We start from the raw sequence: 18700 nt of genomic DNA on the forward strand, positions 1-18700 counted from the left end.
TCCCGTTGCACCCTGCGCAACGCTCGTTGCGTGTCACGCTCGGCATGGGCACGATGAGGCCCATGACGAGTGTGTTCGGCCTTGCCCCGGAAGCCCGCGGAGTCCCCGTCGTCCCCGTCGTGGTGATCGAGGAGGCCGCCGACGCCGTCCCGCTGGCCCGCGCCCTCGTCGCCGGCGGGCTCCCGCTGATCGAGGTCACCCTCCGCACCCCCGCCGCGCTCGACGCCGTCCGGGCAGTCGCCGCCGAGGTGCCGGAGGCGGTCGTCGGCGCGGGGACGGTCGTCTCCGCCGCCGGCGTCGCGGAAGCGGTCGGCGCCGGGGCCCGGTTCCTGGTGAGCCCCGGGTGGACCGACCGGCTCCTCGGTGCGATGCGGGAGTCGGGCGTGCCCTTCCTCCCGGGCGTCTCGACGGCCTCGGAGGTCGTGACGCTGCTCGAACGCGGGGTGCGGGACATGAAGTTCTTCCCGGCGGAGGCGGCGGGCGGGGTCCCGTACCTGAAGTCCCTCGCCGGCCCGCTCCCGCAGGCCCGCTTCTGCCCGACGGGCGGCGTCTCCCTCGCCTCCGCCCCCGCCTACCTGGCCCTCCCGAACGTCGGCTGCGTCGGCGGTACGTGGATGCTGCCGCCCGACGCCCTCGCGGCCCGCGACTGGGCCCGGATCGAGGCCCTGGCGCGCGGCGCGGCGGCGCTCAGGGCCCCCGCCGGAGCCCCCGTCAGTCTGCGGGAGCGGTGAACTCGACCGTCAGGTGGTCGGTCACCGGGCGGTAGCCGAGCCGCTGATAGAGGGCGTTGCTGGTGGGGTTGGCGAGGTCCGTGAAGAGGAGGACGTGCGCGGCTCCGCCGTCGAGGGCGGCCCTGCTGACGGCCTCGACGGCACCGGCCGCGTAGCCGCGACCGCGCTCGGCGGGCGGAGTGTAGACGAGGTGGACGCGGGCCTGGCCCTCGATGGTGCGCGAGACGGACGCCATCGACACGGGGCGCCCGTCGGTTGCCTCCCAGAGGAGGAGCCGGCCGTCGGTGATCCGGTCCGTGACGTGCCCGGTGTAGTCCTGGCCCGTGACGTCCTCGCCGACGTCACGGGCGAAATCGCGTGCCCAGGCGGCGGTGAACGGGATGTCGGCCTCCGTGGCGACGCGGGCGCGGCCGGCCGGGGCGGGGTCCGGCGGGGTGAGTTCGCCGAGCCGGAAGAGCCGCATCCGGACGGTGGTCCGCCAAGGGCGGCCCGTGGCCCCGGCGAACGCCTCCGCGAAGGCCTCGACGGCCGCCGTCTCCCCCCGTACGGTCGTCGGCTCCTCGCCCTCGGGGAAGACCTCGGGAAGGACGAGGGCGCGGGCCGCCTCCACCGTCACGGCCCCGAGGGAGGGCTCGCGCGGCGGGGACACCGCGAGCACCCCGGTGACCCGGCCGTCGGGCTCGGCCCACCAGCCGAGCCGTCCGGCCGAGTCCATCATCGTGAGCACGGCGGTGTTACGGGCCGCCTCGGCGGCGAGCAGGCCGCCCGCGGCGGTGCGGAAGGTGTCGACGTCCTCGGTGAAGTACCAGGTCATGAACGGTGATGGTGGTACGCCGGGGGCCGGAGGTCCAGCCTTTTTCAGCGCAGGTGCGAGGTGTCGTTGAGGAGCCGTACGGACGCGTTGCCGTCGGCGTAGTACGCCACCGCCGAGATCGAGGCCGCCGACAGTTCCATCTTGAACAGCGACTCCGGCGGGGCGCCGAGCGCGAGCCGGACCAGGGTCTTGATCGGGGTGACGTGGGTGACGAGGAGGACGGTGCGGCCCGCGTGGGCGGCGGTCAGCCGGTCCCGGGTGGCGGCGACACGCCGGGCGACGGCCGCGAAGCTCTCGCCCCCGCCGGTCGGCGCGGCCTTCGGGGAGGCCAGCCAGTCGTCCAGGTCGCGCGGGTACCGCTCGCGGACCTCGCCGAAGGTCAGGCCCTCCCAGGCCCCGAAGTCGGTCTCGCGCAGCCCCCGCTCGACCTGCACGTCGAGCCCGAGGCGGGCGGCGACGGCGGCGGCGGTCTGGCGGCAGCGGGTGAGGGGCGAGCTGACGATCTCCTGGATCGTGCCGCGCGCGGCCAGCGCGGCGGCGACGGCCTCGGCCTGGCGCAGCCCGGCCGCCGACAGCTCGGGGTCGGTGCCGCCGCTCCCCGAGAACCGCTTCTCGGGCGTGAGCGCGGTCTCGCCGTGCCGCAGCAGGACGAACGTCGCCGGAGCCCCCATGTCGGGCCCGGACCATCCCTGGCGGGGCGCGGCGGAACCCGCCGGGGCGGCAGCGGTCGCGGACGATTCCGCGGGGACCGCGGCGGTCGGGGCGGTCGGGGCGAGGACGCGCGCGGCGTGGCCCGTCGGCGCCGCCGCTCCCGCCTCGGCCTCGAAGTCTCCCGAGGACGCTCCGGCCTCCTCCGCCGCGAACAGTCCGTCACCCCGCACGTCGGCGGAGCCCGTCACGGCCTCGGCCGGCACCCCGGACGTGCGCGTCGCCAGGGCCGCACGGGCGCGCGCCGCGCCCGCGGTGGCGTCGCCGGGCGGGCCCGAGGGCGGCAGGGCCGCGGCGTTGCGCGCGGCGACGGCGTCCAGCGCGGCCGTCGAGCCGGACGGCTCCCACTGACGGCCCTGCTTGCCCGCGTCCATCGCCTCGTTGGCGAGCCGGTCCGCGTGCTTGTTCAGCTCGCGCGGGATCCACTCGTAGCGGACGCGGCCCGCCGGGAAGACCCGCCCCGCCTCGGCCGCCAGCGGCTTCATGTCCGGGTGCTTGATCTTCCAGCGGCCGGACATCTGCTCGACGACCAGCTTGGAGTCCATGCGGACGTGGACGGTGGCGTCCGGGAAGAGCGCCCGGGCCGCCGTGAGCCCCGCCACCAGGCCCTTGTACTCGGCGACGTTGTTCGTCGCCACGCCGATGTACTCGGCCGCCTCCGCGAGCGTCTCGCCCGTGACCGGGTCGAGGACCACGGCCCCGTAACCGGCGGGCCCCGGGTTGCCCCGGGATCCGCCGTCCGCCTCGACGATCAGCTCGCGTGCCGTGGTCATTACAGGCCGGACTCCGAGGTGCGGACCAGGATGCGGCTGCAGTTCTCGCAGCGGACGACCGTGTCGGGCGCGGCAGCGCGGATCTCGTTGAACTCGGTGATGTCGAGCTCCATGCGGCAGCCCTCGCACCGGCGCTGGTTGAGCCGGGCCGCGCCGACGCCGCCCTGCTTCTCGCGCAGGCGGTCGTACAGCTTGAGCAGGTCGGCCGGGACGGTGCCCGCGACGAGCTCGCGCTCCTTGGTGACGGAGGCGGCCTCGGCGTCCAGCTCGCCCTGGGCGGCGTCGCGCCGGGCGGTGGCGTCGTCGGTCTTGCCCTGGACGGCGGAGACCCGCTCGCTCAGCTCGGAGACGCGCTCCTGGGCGGACTCGCGGCGCTCCATGACCTCCAGGACGATCTCTTCGAGGTCGCCCTGGCGCTTGGAGAGGGAGACGATCTCGCGCTGGAGGTTCTCCAGGTCCTTCGGGGAGGACACGGCGCCGGAGTCGAGCCGCTGCTGGTCGCGCGCGGAACGCTGGCGGACCTGGTCGACGTCCTGCTCGGCCTTGGTCTGCTCGCGGCCGCAGTCGCTCTCCTCGGTCTGCGCGGCGACGAGCAGGTCGCGCAGCTGGGTGAGGTCCTTGGTCAGCGACTCGATCTCGGCGTGCTCGGGCAGCGACTTGCGCTTGTGGGCGAGCTGCTGAAGTCGGATGTCCAGGGCCTGGACGTCGAGGAGGCGGATCTGGTCGGCGGGCGCGGCGTTCAGTTGGGGGCTCCAGGGGAGGTGTGGTGGAAGGACCAGGGGTCGGTGACCGTCTTCGAGACGTGGACGCGGAGGTCCCAGCCGTGGCGGTCGGAAATCTCGTCGAGCTGGGCGGCGGCCTGCTCGCACCAGGGCCATTCGGTGGCCCAGTGGGCGGCGTCGACCAGGCCCAGCGGCCCGGCCGACCGCGTCGCGCGCTGGGTGGCCTCGGAGACCGGGTGGTGGCGCAGGTCGGCCGTGAGGAAGGCGTCCACGCCCGCGGCCCGCACGGCGTCGAAGAGGCTGTCGCCGGAGCCGCCGCTGACGGCGACGCGGCGCAGGATCATGTCGGGGTCGCCGGCGACCCGGATGCCCTGCGCGGTGGCGGGCAGCCGCTTCGCGGCGCGGGCGGCGAACTCGGCGAGGGTCTCGGGGTGGTCGAGCTCGCAGATCCGGCCGAGGTTGTTCTCGGGCACGAGGGGGCCGGTGACCCGGAGGTCGAGCGCGCCGGCGAGGGCGTCGGAGACGCCGGGGTCGGCGGTGTCCGCGTTGGTGTGCGCGACGTGGAGGGCGACGTCGTGCTTGATGAGGTCGTGCACGACGCGGCCCTTGAAGTGGCCGGCCGCGACCGTCGTCGTCCCGCGCAGGTAGAGCGGGTGGTGGGTGACGAGCAGGTCGGCGCCGAGGGCGATCGCCTCGTCGGCGATCTCCTGGACCGGGTCGACGGCGAAGAGCACACGGCCGACCTCGGCGTCGGGGTCGCCGCAGACGGTGCCGACGGCGTCCCACGACTCGGCTCGCTCTGGCGGCCAGAGGGCGTCGAGCGCGGCGATGACTTCAGACAGACGGGGCACGAGGGAAAGGCTACCTGGCTCCCCTTTGCGCCTAAACCGGCGCCGCTCTCGCGGATGTGGCGGGCCGCCGCAGAGGTTCCTCGATGATGGGTTGCGGTCGTCCTCGCCGGAAAAGCCGAGAAGCCCCCGGCGCCGCAGGCCCCGGGCCCGCAGCGCCGGAGCGCCGGAGCGTCGGGGCTACTTCTTGACGAGGTAGCCGCGCAGGTCGTCGAGGACGCTGTTCGCCGCGGTCACGCCGAGGCCGAGGTACCAGGTCTCGTCCGGGACGTCCTTGGCCTGGCCGGCCTTGACCGCCGTCAGGTTCTTCCAGAGCGGGTTGGTCTGGGCGGCGTCCTTCTTGGTGGCCTTGGCGTCGCCGTAGACGCCGGTGAAGATCCAGTCGGCGTCGGCCTCGTCGATCTTCTCGGGGCTGACCTCGGCCGCGAGTTCGTCGATCCGCTGGTTCTCGGGCCGGGGCAGCCCGGTGTCCTCCAGGATCGTGCCGATGAAGGAGGCCTTCGCGTAGAGGCGGATCTTGCCGGGGAGGTAGCGGACCATGGAGACGGTCGGCTTGTCCGTGCCGATGTCAGCGCCGAGCTGCTTCGCCTTCGCCTCGTACGCGGAGAGCCTCGTCTTCGCCTCGGCGGACTTGTCGAGCGCGGCGGCGTTGAGGAGGTAGTTCTCCTTCCACGTGAAGCCAGGGCGGATGGAGAAGACGGTCGGCGCGATCTTCGACAGCTCGTCGTACTTGTCCGCGGCGCGCAGCTGGCTGCCGAGGATGAGGTCGGGCTGGAGGTTGGCGATGGCCTCCAGGTTGAGGTTGTTGATGGTGCCGACGGACTTCGGGGTGCCGGCGTCCTTCTTCAGGTAGCCGGGGATGCCGTCGTCGCCCTCGGAGGGGGCGTAGCCGACGGGCTGGACGCCGAGGGAGACGACGTTGTCGAGCTCGCCGACGTCGAGGACGACGACCCGCTTGGGGGCGGCCTTCAGCTCGGTCGTGCCGAGGGCGTGGGTGAGCGTGCGCGGGAACTGGCCGGGCTTCGCGTCGGTGCCCATGGCGGCGGTCTTGGCGGCGGCGTCGCCGAAGTCCTTGCCGCCGGTGGCGACGTCCTTCTTCTTGGTCGCGCCCTCCTTCGCGGAGGTGTCGGACCCTCCGTCCCCTCCCCCGCAGGCCGCGAGCGAGAGCGCGGCGGCGAGGGCGACGACGGTGGCGGTGCCGCGACGGCGGAAGGACATGAGAAGGCTCCTGTACGTGCTGCTGTACGCGCTTCTGTACGGGGATACGGGCGCGACCACACCGGAGCCACAGACTCCGCTTAGGCTCGCCTTACCTTACTCATCACGGGTCACTCCAGCACAGCCGCCCCCTTATCCACTGCCGAACCGCCGGACGACCACCCTTATGTGTGAAGTGACCGGGCTCGTGTTGTTCGGCAGGAAGTGCGAAAACTAGCTTCGTGGCCGGAGGTGACGAGTCGATGACAGCGTGTGCCATCGAGACCGCGGCCGAGGACGACGACCGTGACAAGGAACCCACCGGGTCGGCCGGCTTCACGATCACGGCCAACGGCGCGTACGCGGCCAGGCTCGCGGGCGCCGGTGACGCCCTGTACGTGGAGCGGTGGACGCTCGACGGCCCCGAGCCGTATGCCGTCCCGCTCCCCCTCGGCCAGCCGGAGGAGCCGCACACCCAGCTGCTGCCCCTCGCGGACGGCCGGGTCCTCGTCGCCCGTCGCGTGGACGGGCGGCGGAGCACGTTCTCACTGCTCTACCCCACCGGTCCGGCCACCGGGGAGCTCCAGCTCGGCGCGGTCGAGGCGCCCGGCTCCGAGCGCCTCGTCCTGCTGCCGCCCTCGCCCGACGGCATCTGCGCGTACGCGATGTGCGTCGGCCCCGACACGACGACGCTGTGGCTCGTCGCCGGCGGCGCCTTCGGCCCCGAGCAGGTCGCCGAGATCAAGGGCCGCTGCACGGGCGGGGTGTGGATCGACCGCACGGGCCGGATGCTCGCGCTCGACCGGCGGCTGGACGACGGGCCGGTGAAGGCCGTCGCGGTCGACCTGGAGCGGGGCGGCGAGGTGACGCCGCTGCTCCAGATCACCGAGGAGAGCGACGACCGGCTGCTCCTCGCCGACCCGGACAGCGGGCTGCTCCTCATCGGCTCCGACGCGCCGTCGCCGGGGCGTGAGCGGCTCGGCTGGGGCGTGCTCGGGAGCCTGCTGCCGGTGCGGTTCCCGGAGTGCCTGAAGCTCGACGACGCTGCGCTGACGCCGTTCGCGGTGCAGCCCGGCCAGGTCCTGATGCCGGAGAGCTGCTCGGTGGCGCTGCGGATCGACGCGGCGGGCGGGAGCTGGGTGGGGACCTGGGAGCCCTCGTCGCGCCGGCTGGTCCAGTCGGCCGCACCCGTGGGCTGGCTGCCCGGCGCGGGACTGTGGACGGCGGAGGGCGTACTGCGCCTGCCGTACGCGACGGCCGGGGCGCCGTGCGGCCTCGCGGACCTGGAGGCACCGCCCGAACCGGAACCGGTACCGGTGGTGGTGGCCGTCGACGAGCCCCGGGTGTGCCGCCCGGTGCCCTTGCAGCAGGCCCCGCTGACGGACCGTCGACCCGCGGGCTGAACCGTTCCGTCCTTGTCGGTCCGGATCATTAAACTCACTGCCTGCACAGCAACACCGAAAGACCGATTTCATACGGGGTGAGTTCCAGCATGTCGGATGCAAGCACGGAGGGTAAGGAGCCGAACGGCTCCGGAAGGCATCGCGGTGAGGCGTCGCCGGCGGAGGACTCCACGTCCTCGCCGCACGGTCGTCACCGTCGTGAACCCGACGCGCAGTGACCGAGTAGTCCAGCGAGCGGTCCAGTGCACAGGGCGATGGGCCCCGGGTCTCCCCGGGGCCCATCGCCGTTCCCCACCGTGCCCCTGCGGCTTCCCCCCGTCAGCCCTTCTTCAGGCCCAGCACCTCCGCCGCGGCGAACGTCTCGCCCGCCGGCCGGGACGCGTAGTGCGGGGTCAGGACGGAGTCCAGCTCCTCGTAGGTGAACGTCTCCTTGGCCGTGTCGAACTTGGCCGACACCTTCGGCCGTTCCACGACCGCCACCATCCCGCCGTGGACGACGAGCAGCTGGCCGTTGACCCCGGCCGCCGCCGGGGAGGCGAGGTAGCCGACGAGCGGCGCCACGTGCTCCGGGGACAGCGGGTCGAGGTCCCCCTCGGCCGCCGGTTCGGCGAAGCCCGCGAAGACGTCCTCCGTCATCCGGGTCCTGGCACGCGGGCAGATCACGTTGGCCGTGACCCCGTACCGGGCGAGCGCCAGCGCCGACGAGGTCGTCAGGCCCACGATGCCGCCCTTGGCCGCCGCGTAGTTGGGCTGTCCGGCCGAACCGGCGAGGAAGGCCTCGGAGGAGGTGTTGACGATCCGGCCGTAGACGCCGGTCTCCCCCGCCTTGGACCGGCCCCGCCAGTGCACCGCGGCGAAGTGGGTGGTGTTGAAGTGGCCCTTGAGGTGGACCCGTACGACGGAGTCCCACTCGTCCTCGCTCATCGAGAAGACCATCCGGTCGCGCAGGATGCCCGCGTTGTTGACCAGGATGTCCAGCTTCCCGAACTCGGCCACCGCCAGGTCGATCAGGCCCCGCGCCGTCTCGAAGTCGGAGACGTCGCCGAGGTGGGCGACGGCCCGGCCGCCGGCCGCGCGGATCTCCGCGGCGACCTCCTCGGCGGGCGCGGCGGAGGCCTCTCCGGAGCCGTCGCGCCCGGCCTGCCCGTAGTCGTTGACGACGACGGCGGCGCCGAGCCGGGCCAGTTCGAGCGCCTCGGCGCGGCCGAGACCCCGTCCGGCGCCGGTGACGATCGCGCTCAAACCCTCAAGGGGGAGTGACATCTCGCAGCAGTCCTCTCAGATCTCGATGCAGGTGCGCAGTGCCGCACCCGTCCGCATCTGCTCCAGTGCCTCGTTGATCCCCGTCAGCGGCACGCGGTGGGTGATGAGCGACTCCAGGTCGACACGGCCGGCCCGCCAGAGCGCGATGGTCCGCTCGTACGAGGTGAGCACGTCCCCGCCGCCGTACATGGAGGGCAGGATCCGCTTCTCGTCGAAGAACAGCTCGAACATGCTGAGCTGGAGGTAGTCGTCGAGGGCGCCCGCGCCGACGACGCAGAGGGTGCCGCCGCGCCGGGTCGTCTCGTAGGCGGTGCGGGCGGTGGCGGACTTGCCGACGACCTCGAAGACGTAGTCGAAGCCCTCGCCCGCGGTGATCCGCTGCTTGGCGTCGGCGAGCGCGTCCGGGGCGATGGCCTCGGTGGCGCCGAAGCGCAGCGCGGCCTCGCGCCGGGACTCGACGGGGTCGACGGCGATGATCTGGGCGGCGCCCTGGAGTTTGGCGCCCTGGATCGCGGAGATGCCGACGCCGCCGCAGCCGATGACGGCGACCGACGAACCGGCCTCCACCTTCGCGGTGTTGATGGCCGCGCCGAGGCCCGTGGTGACGCCGCAGCCGATCAGGGCCGCGATGTCGAAGGGCACGTCGTCGGGGATGGGGACGGCGCAGCCCGCGTCGACGACGACCTCCTCGGTGAAGGTGCCGGTGCCGGCGAAGCCGAAGACGTCCCCGCCGGGGCGCTTGAAGTTGGGCGTGCCGGCGTTCATGAAGCCGGCCAGGCAGAGCTGCGTCTGGCCGCGCTTGCAGGCGGGACAGGTGCCGCAGGAGGGCAGCCAGCAGAGCAGGACGCGCTGGCCCGGGGTGAGGTGGGTGACGCCGTCGCCGATGTCGAGGATCTCGCCGGCGCCCTCGTGGCCGGGGATGAAGGGGGCGGGCTGCGGGAGGACGCCGTTCATCGCGGAGATGTCGGAGTGGCAGAGGCCGGTGGCCCGGACGCGGATCCGCACCTTGCCGGGGCCGAAGCCCACCGCCTCGACGTCGTCGAGGACTTCGAGTTTGTCCTGGCCGATCTCGTGCAGTACGGCTGCGCGCATGGTGCGGCTCCCCTCAGGAGTACGGGTCTGGGTCGGAGGTCTCAGGAGTGCTCGACGACGGTGTCGGCGAGCACGGGGGCGTCGTCGCGCTCCACGGCGGTGACCACCACCTGGACGCGGCCCTCGTCCGCCCACATCCGCAGGCGCAGGGTCTCGCCGGGGAAGACGATCCCGGCGAAGCGCGTGCGGTAGGAGCGGACCCGGGTGACGTCCCCGTCGAGCAGGGTGTCGACGACGGCCTTGAGGGTCATGCCGTACGAGCAGAGCCCGTGCAGGATCGGCCGGTCGAAGCCGGCGAGCTTGGCGAACTCGGGGTCGGCGTGGAGCGGGTTCCAGTCCCCGGAGAGCCGGTAGAGCAGGGCCTGCTCCTCGCGGATCGGGCGCTCGACGGTGGCGTCGGGCTGCCGGTCCGGGAGCGCGAGGCGCTCGGAGGGGCCGCGGTCGCCGCCCCAGCCGCCTTCGCCGCGTACGAAGATCTGGGCGTCGCTGGTCCAGAGCGGGCCGTCGGCGTCGGAGGCCTCGCTGCGCAGCACGAGGACGGCTGCCTTGCCCTTGTCGTAGACCGCGGCGACCCGGGAGGTGGAGACGGCCCGGCCGCTGACAGGGACGGGCCGGTGGAGCGTGACCGACTGGCCGCCGTGCAGGACGGCGGCGAGGTCGATGTCGATGCCGGGGGCGGAGAGCCCGCCGACGACGCCCATGCCGGCGCCCGCGACGGTGGCGAAGCTGGGGAGGACGTGGAGCCTGGACTCCAGGGTGTAGCGGAGCTCGTCGGGGTCGGTCGCGGGCGTGCCCGCGCCGAGTCCCAGGTGGTAGAGCTGGACGTCCTTGTGGTCCCAGGAGATCTCGGCGCTGCGGGGTTCGGCGGCGACGGCCTTGGCGGGGTCGATCGGCATCGGGCTGCTGCTCCTCGTGGCGTGGAAAGACCTCGGTGCGACCGTCCGCACCGTCGGTCGCACCGAGGCCGTGCGGGACCGTCCCGGACGCGGCCGTTCTAGAACGCGTTCTAGGTCGGTGGATCTCATGTATAGCCGAGGCGAAAGGAGTTGGGAACCCTCCCGGCACCCCTCGCCTGACGGTACGTCAGATACACCGCAAAGGACCGTCGACGGCGCCCAGGACATTTGTCCCGGCCAGGTCCGTACATTCACGCCTGCCGCCCCGGGTGCCCGGATCCGTAGCGTCGTCCGTATGACGAACGAACCCGCGGTCGCCTTCGAGGCCGCCTCCAAGGCGTACGGACCGGTCCGCGCCGTCGACGGCCTCGACCTCGCCGTTCCACCCGGCGAGACCGTGGCCCTGCTCGGCCGGAACGGCGCCGGCAAGTCCACGGCCATCGGCCTGCTCCTCGGCCTCGACACACCCGACAGCGGCCGGGTCCGGCTCTTCGGCGGGGCCCCGGCCGGCGCCGTCGCGGCCGGCCGGGTGGGCGCGATGCTCCAGGAGGGCCGGCCGGTCCCCCGGGTCACGGTCCGCGAGCTGCTCACCTTCGTCGCCCGCACGTACCCCTCGCCGATGCCGGTGGCGGAGGCCCTGGCGCTCGCCGGGCTGACCGCCCTGGCCGACCGCCGGGTCGAGCGGCTCTCGGGCGGCCAGGTCCAGCGGGTCCGCTTCGCCGTCGCGCTCGCCGGGAACCCGGAGCTGATCGTCCTGGACGAGCCGACGAACGCCCTCGACGTCGAGGCCCGCCAGGAGTTCTGGGACGCCATGCGCGGCTACGCGCGCCGGGGCAACACCGTCCTGTTCTCCACCCACTACCTGGAGGAGGCGGACGCGCACGCCGACCGGATCGTCGTCCTCGACTCCGGCCGGATCCTCGCCGACGGCACGGGCGAGGAGCTGAAGCGGGCGGCCGGCGGCGGCCTCGTCGCCTTCGACCTGGCGGGCGGCCCGACGGAGTGGCTCGGCACGCTGCCCGGGGTCACCTCCGTCGAGATCCGCGGCGACCGCGCCCGGCTGCGTACCGACGACTCCGACGCCACGGTCCGCGCCCTGGCCGCACGGGACGCGATCCGGTCCCTCGAGGTGGCCCCGGTCTCCCTGAACGACGCCTTCCTGGCCCTCACCCACAAGCCCGCCGCCGCACTCAAGGAACCGGAGCCGACCCGATGATCACCGCATACGTCCGCCTGGAAGTGCGCCGCACCCTGCGCGACGCCGGATTCACGATCTCGACGATCGGCGTCCCCGTGATGATGTACCTCCTCTTCACCAACCTGGGCACGGACGACGGCTCGTTCGCGACGGCCGCGATGGTCGGCATGGCGGCGTACGGGGCGCTCGGCGCCGCGCTCTCGCTGGGCACCGGGGTCGCCGAGGACAAGTCCACGGGCTGGCTGCGGCAGTTGCGCGTCACGCCCATGACCCCGCGCCAGGTGGTGACGGGCCGCGCCCTGACCGGCTCGGTGGTCGTCCTCCCGGCGATCGCGGGCGTCCTCCTCGCGGGCGGCCTGGCCAACGGCGTGCGGATGGCGGCCTGGCAGTGGGCGGCGGTCGCCCTCACGCTCTGGCTCGGCTCGCTCCCCTTCACGCTCCTCGGCATCGGCAACGGCTACCGCCTCTCCGCGCAGACGACGGGAGTCGTCAACGTGGCCTGCAACCTCGGCCTCGCGGTCGTCGGCGGCCTCTGGTTCCCGACCGTCCTCTTCCCGTCCTGGCTCCGCACGATCTCCGAGTACACCCCGACGAACCGCTTCGCGGAGCTGGGCGTGGCGATGACGGAAGGCACGGCGCCGGGGGCGGGCGCCCTGGCCGTACTGGCGGTGTGGACGGCACTCTTCGGGATGTACGCGGCGGTCTCGTACCGTCGCTCGGCACGGACGGTGTGAAAGGCGGGCGAGGATGCGAACCTGGCAACGGTGGAGAAGGGTGGCACGGGCCCACTCCGACCGGGGCCCGACCGGCCTCAGCCTCCTCCCCTGGCTCCTGATGGGGATGGGCGCGCTCTCCCACCTCCTCGGGGGCGAGGCCCCGAACCCCTGGATCGGCAGCCTCGGCCTCATCACCTTCAACACCCTCTACATCGCGATCATCTTCCGCGCGTTCGTCCCGGAGCTCCGCGAGTCCCGCCTCACGTGGACCCTCCTCGGCGCGCTGGCGGCGCTCACCTTCGCCCTGGCCATCGGCTACGGACGGGAGTGGCTGCTCTTCTTCCCGCTCCTGGGCCTGGTGGTGGGGGCGGTGGTGCGCCGGGGCAGGATGCTGCCCCTGGTCACCGTCCCCCTGGTCCTGGGTGCCGGGGTGGTGACCTTCTGGCGGGACGGCTGGGACTCGATCAGCGTGGTGTACGGGACGTTCACCTCGATCATGGTGACGTCGGCGATCCTCGCCCTGGACGATTTGGTCCGGCAGCTGCGGGCGACCCGGGAGGAGCTGGCGAGGGCGGCGGTGGAGAAGGAACGGCTCCGCTTCTCCCGGGACCTGCACGACCTCCTCGGCCACACCCTCTCGGTGGTCGTGGTGAAGTCGGAGGCCGCGCGCCGCCTGGCACCCCACGACCTCGACGGCGCGCTGTCGCAGATCGCGGACATCGAGTCGGTGGGCCGCCAGGCGCTCACGGAGATCCGGGAGGCGGTCACGGGCTACCGCGAGGGCAGTCTCGCGACGGAGCTGGACCGGGCGCGCGACGCGCTCTCCTCGGCGGGCATCGAGCCGGTGGTACGCCGCTCGGGCCCGCTCCTGGAGCCGCAGACGGAGGCCCTCCTGGGCTGGGTCGTACGGGAGTCCGCGACGAACGCGGTACGGCACAGCGGCGCGACCCGCTGCGTGATAGCCCTCGACGGCACCGCCGACCGGGTCCGCCTCACCGTCACGGACGACGGCCGGGGCCCCACGGACGGCGTCCCGGGCAGCGGCCTGCGGGGCCTGCGCGAGCGGATGGCGACGGCAGGCGGCACCTTGACCTCGGGCCCGGCGCCCCGGGGCGGCTTCCAGGTCACGGCGGAACTCCCCGCGGAACTCCCCGCGGAGACGGGCGCGCCCCGCTCGTGATCACGACCACGAGCGGGGGCGGCGCGGGCTCAGCCGGACGGCGTGACCGAGTGCCGCACACCGAACCACTGCTCGGCGCCGTACTCCTCGAAGCGCTCCGCCTCGGTGAACCCCAGCTTCGCCGCGAGGCGCATCGCGCGGTCGTTGGCCGTCCGGGTGCCGAGCACCACCGGCTCACCGGGGCACGCGCCGGCGAACCAGTCGAGCGCCGCCGCGCACGCCTCGGCGGCGTACCCCTGTCCCCACGCCTCCGGCAGGAGCATGTAGCCGAGCTCGGCCTCTCCGCCCTCCGGCCGGACGTGTCCCGGACGCTCCGCGTCGCGCCGGTCGAGCGTGATCATGCCGATCATCGCCCCGTCGAGCGCGATCACGAACAGGCCGTGCCGCTGCCCGGGCACCTCGGGCATCGCCCGGTCGAGCTCGTCACGCGGCCGGGCGCCACCGACGTGGACACCCACCTCGGGCGAGGAGAACAGCTCGACGAACGCCGCCCGGTCCCGCGCCTCGGAGGCGCGGAGCACGAGCCGTTCGGTCTTGATCGGGGCGGGCGGCCAGGAGTCAGGCCCGAGTTCGGTCATGTCGGGGAACCTATCGCACGCCCGTACGGGAGTTGAGGAGATCGCCACAGTAGCCTTCGGGCATGGCCCTGCGACCTGACGAGTTCTACGACCACGCGAGCACTGCCGCGGATGGTGAACGACGGCTCCCCCTGGCCCGTATGACGGGGTGGGACATCAGCCCGTTCGAGCCGGACGGCCTGCGCGTCGCACCGCTGCGCTCGCCGGTCCTGCCCGAACCTCCACGGCACGGCGAGGACCCGTCGGACTGCGACTCGTGCCGCGGCCGGGACGAGGGGATCTGGTTCGACGAACGCTGGCGGCTCACCCGGATCGCGAAGGTCGGCGTGCCGCTGGTGCTGATGCTGCATCCGCTCGACCACCACGACCTGGCGGACCTGCCCGACGAACTGGCGGCCGAACTGGGCGTGCTCAGCACGCACATCGCCCGCCATGTGCAGGCACTGCCGCACATCTCCCGGGCCCACGTCTACCGCATCGGAGACGGCGGCGCCCACCTGCACATCTGGTTCTTCGCCCGCCCCGAGGGGCAGGCCCAGCTGTACGGGTCGTGGATGACCATCTGGGACGACCTGCTGCCGGAGTACCCGGAGGACGTGTCCGAGGCGGACGCGGCGATCGTGGCGGACGCCCTGGTCGCCTCCTACGGAGGCAGTCGCCGGCCCGCCGCCGATCAGCGAGGCAGCGTGACGAGCCCCGCCTCGTAGGCGGTGATCACGAGCTGGACCCGGTCCCGGGCGCCCAGCTTGGTGAGCAGCCGTGACACATGCGACTTGGCGGTCGCCACCGTGATGAAGAGGTCCTCCGCGATCTCGGTGTTCGACAGGCCGCGTCCGACCAGGGTCAGCACTTCCCGTTCCCGTTCGGTGATGCCCTCGACCGGCCGTGGGGAGCGCTCCGGGACGGCTTCGGGGCGCCGGGCGAAGTCGGCGATCAGACGGCGCGTCACTCCCGGCGCGATCAGGGCGTCGCCGGCGGCGACCACGCGGACCGCCGCGAGGATGTCGTCCAGCGCCATGTCCTTGACCATGAAGCCGCTCGCGCCGGCCCGGAGCGCGCCGTAGACGTAGTCGTCCTCGTCGAAGGTGGTCAGGACGAGGACGCGGGTCGTCGCCGGACCGGCCATGATCAGGCGGGTGGCCTCGATCCCGTCCATGCCGGGCATCCGGATGTCCATCACCACGACGTCAGGGCTGACATCCCTGACCAGCCGGACCGCCTCGGCGCCGGTGCCGGCCTCACCGACGACTTCCAGGTCGGGGTGATCGGCCATGAGGACGCGCAGACCGGACCGCACCAGCGGCTGGTCGTCGGCGAGCACCACGCGCACGGTCATCGGGCCTCCACCGGAGCTCCGATGCGGGCGGGCAGCGGCAGCCTGGCAGCCACCCGGAAGCCGCCCTCGGTCCGCGGTCCGGCGCTGAGGTGACCGTTGAGCAGGGCGACCCGCTCCCGCATCCCGATGATGCCGAAACCGCGGGCCGAGCCGTCCTGGGCGGCGCCGCGCCCGTCGTCGACGACCTCCACGGACAGCTCCTCGTCCCCGTAGTCGATGGCCACCCGGCAACGCGCGGTGTCCGCGTGCCGGACCACGTTGGTCAGCGCCTCCTGCACGATCCGGTAGGCGGACAGATCGATGTCGGCCGGCAGGGGACGCTGCTCCCCGCTGCGGCGCACATCGACGTGTGTCCCCGCGTCCGCGGTCGACGCCGCCAGCCGGTCGACGTCCGCCAGCCCCGGCGAAGGTGCGAGCGGTGACCGCTCCGACGCGGTCGCTCCCGGGTCGGCCTGACGGAGTGACACCAGTGTGCGCCGAAGACCCGACAGAGTCTCCCTGCTGGTGGCCTCGATGGCGCGCAGGGCCTCACGGGCCTCCGCGGGCTGGGTGTCGATGACCCGGCCGCCCACACCGGCCTGGATGGCGATGATGCCGATGCTGTGCGCGACCATGTCGTGCAACTCCCGCGCGATCCGCAGCCTTTCGGCGGTCACGGCCTCGGCCACCTCCTGGGAACGCAGCGCCGCCGCGTGCTCGCGGCGCTCACGGCTCAGCAGGCCGACCGTGCAGGACGCGGCCATCGCCAAGAGGGCGATGACGACGTTCACGGTCAGGTTGTCCCCGTGCGCGAAGACGCCGATGGCCAGGAGCTGCACGGCGAGAGACACGGCTGCGGCGACGGTCGAGGCTCGCCGGGCGCAGGTGGCGACGAGGAAGCCGAGGACGAGGTCCACGGCCAGAAACGACAGGAACTGGCCCTGGTACCCCACCGACAGGTCCGCGTGGACGGAGCTCGGCGTGCCCGCCACCACGGCGGTGGAACCGAACAGCACCAGTGCCAGAGCCGGCAGCGGATTCCGTCGTACCACTCCGACGAGCAGGCTCACGGCCAGCAGCGACCCGACACCGTGGACCGTGCCCGATGCCCGCGGCGCGCCCCCCACCAGCAGACCCACCATGAGCAGGTAGGCGGCGCCCCCTGCCCAGGCCACAGCCTTCGTTCTCGTCATCGGCGGGGTGCCCCTCGCTCGGGAGCAGGGCCGCGGTGCGCGGCACGCGCAGGCGGCGTGATGATCGTCATGAGGTCCACGCCGCGAGACTAACCGGACCGCCGCCCGCACGGCATTGGCCTCGGGACGTACGCCCACGGGCGAACCCGGCCGCACGATTGCCGCCCACGGCCCCATGCCCGGGCGGGGGTCCTCTCGGCAGTGTGGGTGCCGTGATCGAAGTCAACGAACTCACCAAGCGCTACGGCGGCAGGACGGCCGTCGACCATCTGTCCTTCACCGTGCGGCCGGGCCGGGTCACCGGATTCCTCGGCCCCAACGGAGCCGGCAAGTCCACCACCCTGCGGATGATCCTCGGCCTGGACGCGCCCACCACCGGCTCCGCCACCGTCAGTGGTGTCCCCTTCGCCCACCACCCGCGCGGACTGCGGCACGTGGGCGCCCTCCTCGACGCCGGCCAGGTCCACGGCGGACGCAGCGCCGCCGCCCATCTGTCCGCCCTGGCCCGCAGCAACGGCATCCCGCGGCGCCGGGTGGACGAGGTGCTCCAGGAGGTGGGTCTCGCCGAGGTGGCGAACCGTCGCGTCGGCGGCTTCTCCCTCGGCATGAAGCAGCGTCTCGGCATCGCCACCGCCCTGCTCGGCGACCCGCCGGTGCTCATGTTCGACGAGCCGATCAACGGCATGGACCCGGAGGGCGTGCTCTGGGTACGCCGGCTCTTCCGGCGCCTGGCCGCCGAGGGACGCACGGTCTTCCTCTCCAGCCACCTGATGTCGGAGATGGAGAACACCGCCGACCAGTTGGTCGTCATCGGCCGGGGCCGCCTCATCGCCGCCGAGTCCGTACGGGACTTCGCGGCCCGCGGCACCCGTGGCAGCGTCGTGGTGGGGACCCCGCAGGCCGCCGAGCTGGCGGCCGTGCTGACCGCGGCGGGCGCCACGGTCGAGCCGGAAGGCTCGGCGGGCGCCGAGAAGCTCGCCGTGACCGGGCTCCCGGCGGACCGGATCGGAGCGCTCGCCTTCGAGAACCGCATCCGGCTGGACGAACTGACCCACCACACCGCCTCGCTGGAGGCGGCCTTCATGGAACTCACCGCCGACAGCGTCGAATACCAGGCAGGACAGCCCCGATGACCACACTCGCCTCTGTCCCCCCGACCACCGCGGTCACCGGGTCACCCGCCCGCTTCCTCGACCTGGTCGCCTCCGAGTGGATCAAGATGCGGTCCCTGCGCTCCACCCCGTGGGCGATCGCACTCACCGTCGTGTTCGTCATCGGGTCCTCCGCCGTGGCCGCGCTCGCGGCCGACGGCGCCCGCTCCGGCTCCGCCGGGTTCCTGCCCTACGTCGCCTATCCGCCGGCCGGCTACTGGACGCTGATACTCGTCTCCGGCTGCGTCGGCGCCCTCACCGTGGTGAGCGAGTACGGCAGCGGCCTGATCCGCACCACCACCGTGGCCGTCCCCGCCCGCGGCTCGGTGGTGCTGGCCAAGGCGGCCGTCACCGCCACGCTGTGGACCGCGGTCGGCACGGTCGTCTCCACCGGTTCCTTCCTGGTCTCCCAGGCCGTCCTCGGCGGTCAGGACGCCGGGGTCCCCCTCACTCACCCCGGGGTGTTCCGGGCGCTGGTGGCGTCCGCGCTGCTGGCACCGGTCTGCGCCCTGATCGGCCTGGGCCTCGGCGTCCTGCTCCGCCACAGCGCCGCGACCATGGTCACCAGCGTCTTCACGCTGCTCATGCTGCCCCCCATGTTCTCGGAGAGCGCGCGCTGGTCGGCAGTCGTCCACCACGCGATGGTCTCGGCCGCCTGGAAGCGCCTCGTCCAGAACTGGGAGCCGGACCCCGGATCCCTGGGACACACCGCCACGGTCCCCGGCTCCTGGCTCGTGTACGTGCTCTGGCCGCTGACCGCGGTCGCACTCGCCGTGCTCGTCGTGAGACGCCGCGACGTGTGAACCACTGGACAGGCCCCGGACAGCCGTTCCGCCCCACCCTGTTCCCCGTGACCGAGATGCACGGTTCTGGGCTGGCGCTGTGCCGGGTCTTTTCGGCACGTCCGACCCCGCAAGATCAG

At 73.2% G+C, this 18700-nt stretch carries 19 protein-coding genes; 8 read left to right on the forward strand and 11 right to left on the reverse strand.

From position 1 onward, the window contains the following. Window positions 1-62: 62 nt before the first annotated feature. Window positions 63-731 carry a bifunctional 4-hydroxy-2-oxoglutarate aldolase/2-dehydro-3-deoxy-phosphogluconate aldolase gene (eda, locus tag SGA01_RS32980; protein ID WP_141301211.1) on the forward strand — a complete coding sequence of 223 codons (669 nt, stop codon included), beginning with the start codon at window positions 63-65 and terminating at the stop codon, window positions 729-731. Here the strand turns inward: eda and SGA01_RS32985 are convergent. The 5 genes from SGA01_RS32985 to SGA01_RS33005 all read right to left on the reverse strand — a co-directional run bounded on the left by SGA01_RS32985 (window position 712) and on the right by SGA01_RS33005 (window position 5814). Beyond that, on the reverse strand, window positions 712-1545 hold the full coding sequence (locus tag SGA01_RS32985) for a GNAT family N-acetyltransferase (RefSeq protein ID WP_141301213.1): 834 nt from the start codon (window positions 1543-1545) through the stop codon (window positions 712-714). The two genes, eda and SGA01_RS32985, sit on opposite strands and share 20 nt — an antisense overlap. 44 nt (window positions 1546-1589) lie before the next feature. Continuing rightward, window positions 1590-3026: a bifunctional RNase H/acid phosphatase gene (locus SGA01_RS32990; protein WP_141301215.1), complete on the reverse strand. Its 1437-nt coding sequence runs from the start codon at window positions 3024-3026 to the stop codon at window positions 1590-1592. Continuing rightward, the gene (locus SGA01_RS32995) at window positions 3026-3769 is read right to left on the reverse strand and encodes a zinc ribbon domain-containing protein (protein WP_190133496.1); all 744 of its coding nucleotides are present in this window, start codon (window positions 3767-3769) and stop codon (window positions 3026-3028) included. The genes SGA01_RS32990 and SGA01_RS32995 overlap by 1 nt, the downstream gene beginning before the upstream one ends. Then, entirely contained in the window at window positions 3766-4599 is an 834-nt protein-coding gene (locus tag SGA01_RS33000; RefSeq protein WP_141301217.1) for a Nif3-like dinuclear metal center hexameric protein, read from the reverse strand. Before SGA01_RS33000 ends, SGA01_RS32995 begins: the two co-directional genes overlap by 4 nt. Window positions 4600-4776: 177 nt before the next feature. Continuing rightward, window positions 4777-5814 (reverse strand): ABC transporter substrate-binding protein, encoded by a 1038-nt coding sequence (locus tag SGA01_RS33005; protein ID WP_141301219.1) that lies wholly within the window; start codon window positions 5812-5814, stop codon window positions 4777-4779. Window positions 5815-6056: 242 nt separating this feature from the next. On the opposite strand from SGA01_RS33005, the gene SGA01_RS33010 reads away from it, so the two are divergent. Beyond that, the gene (locus SGA01_RS33010; RefSeq protein ID WP_141301221.1) at window positions 6057-7196 is read left to right on the forward strand and encodes a hypothetical protein; all 1140 of its coding nucleotides are present in this window, start codon (window positions 6057-6059) and stop codon (window positions 7194-7196) included. Window positions 7197-7514: 318 nt separating this feature from the next. Here the strand turns inward: SGA01_RS33010 and SGA01_RS33015 are convergent, their stop codons facing one another. The 3 genes from SGA01_RS33015 to chsH3 are packed head-to-tail and all read right to left on the reverse strand — an operon-like array spanning window position 7515 to window position 10447. Beyond that, window positions 7515-8459, reverse strand: coding sequence for a 3-oxoacyl-ACP reductase (locus tag SGA01_RS33015; RefSeq protein ID WP_141301223.1), 945 nt, complete (start codon window positions 8457-8459; stop codon window positions 7515-7517). Between the two features lie 15 nt (window positions 8460-8474). Then, window positions 8475-9551: a Zn-dependent alcohol dehydrogenase gene (locus tag SGA01_RS33020; protein ID WP_055643842.1), complete on the reverse strand. Its 1077-nt coding sequence runs from the start codon at window positions 9549-9551 to the stop codon at window positions 8475-8477. A gap of 41 nt (window positions 9552-9592) precedes the next feature. Beyond that, window positions 9593-10447 carry an enoyl-CoA hydratase ChsH3 gene (chsH3, locus tag SGA01_RS33025; RefSeq protein ID WP_141301225.1) on the reverse strand — a complete coding sequence of 285 codons (855 nt, stop codon included), beginning with the start codon at window positions 10445-10447 and terminating at the stop codon, window positions 9593-9595. A 295-nt stretch (window positions 10448-10742) separates the two neighbouring features. Between chsH3 and SGA01_RS33030 the strand changes: the two genes are divergently transcribed. The 3 genes from SGA01_RS33030 to SGA01_RS33040 are packed head-to-tail and all read left to right on the forward strand — an operon-like array spanning window position 10743 to window position 13541. Then, window positions 10743-11663 carry an ABC transporter ATP-binding protein gene (locus SGA01_RS33030; RefSeq protein ID WP_141301227.1) on the forward strand — a complete coding sequence of 307 codons (921 nt, stop codon included), beginning with the start codon at window positions 10743-10745 and terminating at the stop codon, window positions 11661-11663. After that, window positions 11660-12379 carry an ABC transporter permease gene (locus SGA01_RS33035; protein ID WP_174867589.1) on the forward strand — a complete coding sequence of 240 codons (720 nt, stop codon included), beginning with the start codon at window positions 11660-11662 and terminating at the stop codon, window positions 12377-12379. Before SGA01_RS33030 ends, SGA01_RS33035 begins: the two co-directional genes overlap by 4 nt. A gap of 13 nt (window positions 12380-12392) precedes the next feature. Beyond that, window positions 12393-13541 (forward strand): sensor histidine kinase, encoded by a 1149-nt coding sequence (locus SGA01_RS33040; RefSeq protein ID WP_141301229.1) that lies wholly within the window; start codon window positions 12393-12395, stop codon window positions 13539-13541. A gap of 29 nt (window positions 13542-13570) precedes the next feature. Here SGA01_RS33040 and SGA01_RS33045 read toward each other — a convergent pair whose 3' ends face one another. Continuing rightward, window positions 13571-14119: a GNAT family N-acetyltransferase gene (locus tag SGA01_RS33045; RefSeq protein WP_141301231.1), complete on the reverse strand. Its 549-nt coding sequence runs from the start codon at window positions 14117-14119 to the stop codon at window positions 13571-13573. A 62-nt stretch (window positions 14120-14181) separates the two neighbouring features. On the opposite strand from SGA01_RS33045, the gene SGA01_RS33050 reads away from it, so the two are divergent. Further along, a complete protein-coding gene (locus SGA01_RS33050) occupies window positions 14182-14826 on the forward strand; it encodes an HIT family protein (protein ID WP_141301233.1) in 645 nt (214 codons plus the stop codon). Here the strand turns inward: SGA01_RS33050 and SGA01_RS33055 are convergent. Beyond that, window positions 14793-15455, reverse strand: coding sequence for a response regulator (locus SGA01_RS33055; RefSeq protein ID WP_141301235.1), 663 nt, complete (start codon window positions 15453-15455; stop codon window positions 14793-14795). The two genes, SGA01_RS33050 and SGA01_RS33055, sit on opposite strands and share 34 nt — an antisense overlap. Further along, the gene (locus tag SGA01_RS33060) at window positions 15452-16627 is read right to left on the reverse strand and encodes a sensor histidine kinase (protein WP_141301237.1); all 1176 of its coding nucleotides are present in this window, start codon (window positions 16625-16627) and stop codon (window positions 15452-15454) included. The genes SGA01_RS33055 and SGA01_RS33060 overlap by 4 nt, the downstream gene beginning before the upstream one ends. A gap of 212 nt (window positions 16628-16839) precedes the next feature. Here SGA01_RS33060 and SGA01_RS33065 point away from each other — a divergent pair, with 212 nt between their 5' ends. Together SGA01_RS33065 and SGA01_RS33070 are read left to right on the forward strand one after the other, a co-directional pair. Continuing rightward, window positions 16840-17760, forward strand: a complete 921-nt coding sequence (locus SGA01_RS33065) for an ATP-binding cassette domain-containing protein (RefSeq protein WP_174867591.1) — start codon at window positions 16840-16842, stop codon at window positions 17758-17760. Then, window positions 17757-18581, forward strand: a complete 825-nt coding sequence (locus tag SGA01_RS33070; RefSeq protein WP_141301241.1) for an ABC transporter permease — start codon at window positions 17757-17759, stop codon at window positions 18579-18581. Before SGA01_RS33065 ends, SGA01_RS33070 begins: the two co-directional genes overlap by 4 nt. Window positions 18582-18700: the final 119 nt, after the last annotated feature.

Source organism: Streptomyces gardneri, assembly GCF_006539185.1.
Taxonomy (GTDB): Bacteria; Actinomycetota; Actinomycetes; order Streptomycetales; family Streptomycetaceae; genus Streptomyces; species Streptomyces gardneri.